Source organism: Phenylobacterium sp., assembly GCF_044372605.1.
Classification (GTDB): Bacteria; Pseudomonadota; Alphaproteobacteria; order Caulobacterales; family Caulobacteraceae; genus Phenylobacterium.
The window spans coordinates 1-3,339 of the sequence record NZ_JBILRO010000309.1 but is presented as its reverse complement, the minus strand read 5'-3'; the positions used below and the strand labels follow the sequence as shown (position 1 = coordinate 3,339).

At 65.1% G+C, this 3,339-nt stretch carries 4 protein-coding genes and 2 pseudogenes; 1 reads left to right on the top strand and 5 read right to left on the bottom strand.

What is annotated here, in order from left to right; genetic code table 11:
- Together ACIQ42_RS17375 and ACIQ42_RS17370 are read right to left on the bottom strand one after the other, a co-directional pair.
- Window positions 1–208, bottom strand: a pseudogene (locus ACIQ42_RS17375) (NAD(P)-dependent alcohol dehydrogenase); the annotation flags it as partial.
- Window positions 209–271: 63 nt separating this feature from the next.
- Complete coding sequence (locus tag ACIQ42_RS17370) at window positions 272–1,435, bottom strand: MFS transporter (protein WP_397423486.1); 1,164 nt, start codon at window positions 1,433–1,435, stop codon at window positions 272–274.
- A 139-nt stretch (window positions 1,436–1,574) separates the two neighbouring features.
- Here ACIQ42_RS17370 and ACIQ42_RS17365 point away from each other — a divergent pair, with 139 nt between their 5' ends.
- Window positions 1,575–2,252, top strand: coding sequence for a nitroreductase (locus ACIQ42_RS17365; RefSeq protein WP_397400080.1), 678 nt, complete (start codon window positions 1,575–1,577; stop codon window positions 2,250–2,252).
- Here the strand turns inward: ACIQ42_RS17365 and ACIQ42_RS17360 are convergent.
- The 3 genes and pseudogenes from ACIQ42_RS17360 to ACIQ42_RS17350 all read right to left on the bottom strand — a co-directional run.
- A complete protein-coding gene (locus ACIQ42_RS17360) occupies window positions 2,249–2,650 on the bottom strand; it encodes a type II toxin-antitoxin system death-on-curing family toxin (RefSeq protein ID WP_397423485.1) in 402 nt (133 codons plus the stop codon). The two genes, ACIQ42_RS17365 and ACIQ42_RS17360, sit on opposite strands and share 4 nt — an antisense overlap.
- Window positions 2,647–2,874: an AbrB/MazE/SpoVT family DNA-binding domain-containing protein gene (locus ACIQ42_RS17355; RefSeq protein ID WP_397400082.1), complete on the bottom strand. Its 228-nt coding sequence runs from the start codon at window positions 2,872–2,874 to the stop codon at window positions 2,647–2,649. The genes ACIQ42_RS17360 and ACIQ42_RS17355 overlap by 4 nt, the downstream gene beginning before the upstream one ends.
- Before the next feature lie 143 nt (window positions 2,875–3,017).
- A pseudogene (locus tag ACIQ42_RS17350) lies at window positions 3,018–3,339 on the bottom strand (TonB-dependent receptor); the annotation flags it as partial.

The window sequence follows — 3,339 nt, the reverse complement described above, 5'->3', positions numbered from 1 at the left end:
CGCAACCGTCGGAGAATGGCGTGATCACGTCAGCCGTCGTGGCGGCCCCGCGGCCGTACATGCCGTTGACCATCAGCAGGTCGCGGTAGTTCAGGGACACCGCCTTCATGCGCACCAGCACCTGACCGGGCCCCGGCGTCGGGTCGGGTGCTTCTACTACCTGGATCGCATCAAGGCCCCAGGGGGCGGTGACGTTCAGTGCGCGCATGACGATACTCCGTTCGCGGACATAGTTGGCGGCGCAGCCCGCGCGATCAAGCGTGTCGCCACGTCAGGCTGGGTCCAGCTTCCTGACGCCATAGAGACGAAAGGCGCAGAGCAGCCCGGCGGCGGACATGGCGCTCATCAGCAGATAGCCATACGCGCCGAAGCGGTCGAACAGCGGCCCGGAGGCCAGCGTCGCCAGACCCATGAGCACGCCACTCGACAGGGCAGAGTTGATGGACTGCGCCGCCGAGGCGTTGGCGGGCGACGACAGCCGCTCAGCCAGTTGCAGCGAGGCGAAGAAGACGGCCGCATAGCTCAGCGCATGCAACGCCTGGAGCGGAAACAGCAGCCAGAGCGGCGGTGAAAATGCGAGCGCGGTCCAGCGCGCGACGGCCGCGACACCCCCGATCACAAGCAGCGTCCTGGGGCCGATTCGACGACGCCAGGGCTCCAGAAACCACATGAAACCCACTTCGACACCGACGCCAACCGCCCAGAGGATGCCCGTCATGCTGGCCGGGATGCCCTGGTCCTTCCAGGCCAGGGTGGAAAAGCCATAGTAGAAGGCATGCGCCGACTGGATCAGCCCCGCCGCCAGCGCGGCCGTCATGAAAGCCGGATCGCGCAGCAACACGCCGATGCCAGCGAAGCGGCCGGACGTTGAGGGGACCTGCCCTGCCTCGTGCACCGGGTCCGGGGGCAGCAGCAGATGCGCGCCGAGTGCTGTCAGGGTCACCGCCGCTGTGATCCACACCAGCACCAGATCCGGCGACCCCCAGGTCAGGATGGCGCCCATGCCAACATTGGCCACCATGAAGGCCACCGACCCCATCCCGCGTGGCCAGCCGAAGTTGAACCCGTCATGCCGGGCTCGCTTGAGGGCGATCACGTCCGTTAGCGGCGAGATGGTGGAGAGCGCAGACGAGGCGGCGAACCAGATCACAGTCCAGCCCGCAAACCCCAGCGGCAGCGCCATCAGGGCATAAGCGACGGCCACCATCAGGCTGAGAAAAACCAGCGCCGTACGTCGCAACCGGAAACTGTCGGCCCAGACCGCCAGCAAGGGCGCCGTGAACACTCGCGCGATCATCGGCAGCGACAGGATCAGCCCGATCTGGGCGCCCGTCAGCCCCCGCTCGGCGAACCACAGCGGCATGTAGGGCGAGCCCGCGCCCACACCGATGAAGATCGCAGAATAGAACAGGCCCAGCCGGACGGGGAGCGACATAGGGCGTCCTTACAGGGAGTCGGGACCCGACAGCCCCGTTATGGCGCACACGCCGCCGGAACACCGCCGGGCTGGTCGACACCGGAAATCGATACCGCTAAAGCGCTTTGCCAACCGCGCCAGCCTCAGGGACACCAGAATGAAATTTGACGACGTAATCCTCGGCCGCCGGAGCATTCGTGGGTACAAGCCCGATCCCGTCCCGAAAGCGCTGATCGAGGAAATCATCGGTCTGGCCATGCGCGCGCCGTCGTCGATGAACACCCAGCCCTGGAACTTCTACGTCCTCACCGGCGAGCCGCTCGACCGGATCCGCGCCGGCAATACCGAGCGCAATCTTGCGGGAATTCCTCATTCCCGCGAATTCCGCATCGGCCAGGCCTTTGAAGGCCAGCACCGCGAGCGGCAGATCGGCGTCGCCAAACAGCTGTTCTCCGCGATGGGCATTGCGCGCGATGACGCAGCGATGCGCCAGGACTGGGTGATGCGTGGCTTTCGTCAGTTCGATGCGCCGGTCTGCGTGATCATCACCTATGACAAGGTGCTGGCCGGCAGCGACGACACCCCCTTCGACTGTGGCGCCGTGGCGACGGCCCTGGTCAACGCCGCCTGGTCGCGCGGACTTGGCGCCGTGATCAACAGCCAGGGCATCATGCAGTCACCGGTGGTGCGTGAGCATGCCGGGATCGCCGACGATCAGGTGATCATGAAGAGCATCGCCCTGGGCTGGCCGGACGAGACCTTCCCGGCCAACGCCGTGGTGTCGGAACGCAAGTCGGTGGAAGAGGCGACGGTGTTCGTGGGGTTTGGGGACTAGGGGCCGGGCTCCGGTACCGAATGCGTCCGCAGCCACCCGGCCAGCGCGTCCAGGTCGCGCTCACCAGCTGCGACCGCCAGGACCTTGCGCGCGGCCACAGGCTGGGAGGCGATGAGCCGGCGGCCATTCAGGCGTAGGAACAGGCCAGCCGCCAGAAACGCCGCGCGCTTGTTGCCATCCGTGAAGGGATGATTGCTGGCCAGCGCCACGAGGTAGGTGGCTGCCAGGGCACAGACATCATCGACGGCTTCGTAGTGGAAGCGATTGGCCGGTCGGGTCAGCGCGGAGTCGAGCAGGCCATCATCCCTCAGGCCGGGAGCCCCGCCATGTAGGGAGATGCTGCGGTCATGCAGCGCCAACAGCGCCTCTTTGGAAACCCAGCGGGGTTCGGCGGTCATTTCGCCAGAGCGCGGAACGTGTCGCGATATTCATCCATGAACGCCTCACCAAGCGCGATCTGTTCCGCAACGTCTGGACTATAGGCAGACAGGCGCATATCGCCCTCCGCACCATCGGTGAGGTACAGAACGTCGCCCTTCTGTACACCCAGCTTTGCCAGAGCCTCTTTGGGCAGCAGCACGCCGACGGAGTTTCCGACCTGCATGATTTTCAAAGCGAGCATAGGGATAGACCCTCGAGGTTATCGAGCGTTGTAACACACGTAAAACCTGGAGGCACGCCACACGTTCGAGATCGTCTACATCACCCCCCCCGCAGCCACAAAAGAGCGGGCTGACCGGAGGGGGATCGTCACATTGAAACGGCCTAGTATTTGATCGAGAACGACGCGCCGAAGTAGCGGGGCTCGCCGGCGATGAAGGTTGGGATCCCGAAGGCGCCGCCCGTGTTGCCGGCGTCCTTGATGTACTCACGGTCAAACAGGTTGGAGGCGAAGGCCTCAACCCGCCAGTTCGCGTCCGTCGGCTGGTAGGACACGCGCATGTTCATGAGACCGTAGGCGCCCTGGACCTCATCCTGAACCCGGTCTCCGGTGCTCTGCAGCGCCGGGATATCGTTGTCGTTGTCGAAGAAGACCCTCGATTGCCAGGTGTAGGTCGGCAGGAAGGTCAGATCGCCTTCCCACACG

Coding starts and splice junctions, on each gene's coding strand:
- ACIQ42_RS17370 (WP_397423486.1), bottom strand. CDS start 1,435: ATGTCGCTCCCCGTCCGGCTGGGCCTGTTCTATTCTGCGATCTTCATC.
- ACIQ42_RS17365 (WP_397400080.1), top strand. CDS start 1,575: ATGAAATTTGACGACGTAATCCTCGGCCGCCGGAGCATTCGTGGGTAC.
- ACIQ42_RS17360 (WP_397423485.1), bottom strand. CDS start 2,650: ATGACCGCCGAACCCCGCTGGGTTTCCAAAGAGGCGCTGTTGGCGCTG.
- ACIQ42_RS17355 (WP_397400082.1), bottom strand. CDS start 2,874: ATGCTCGCTTTGAAAATCATGCAGGTCGGAAACTCCGTCGGCGTGCTG.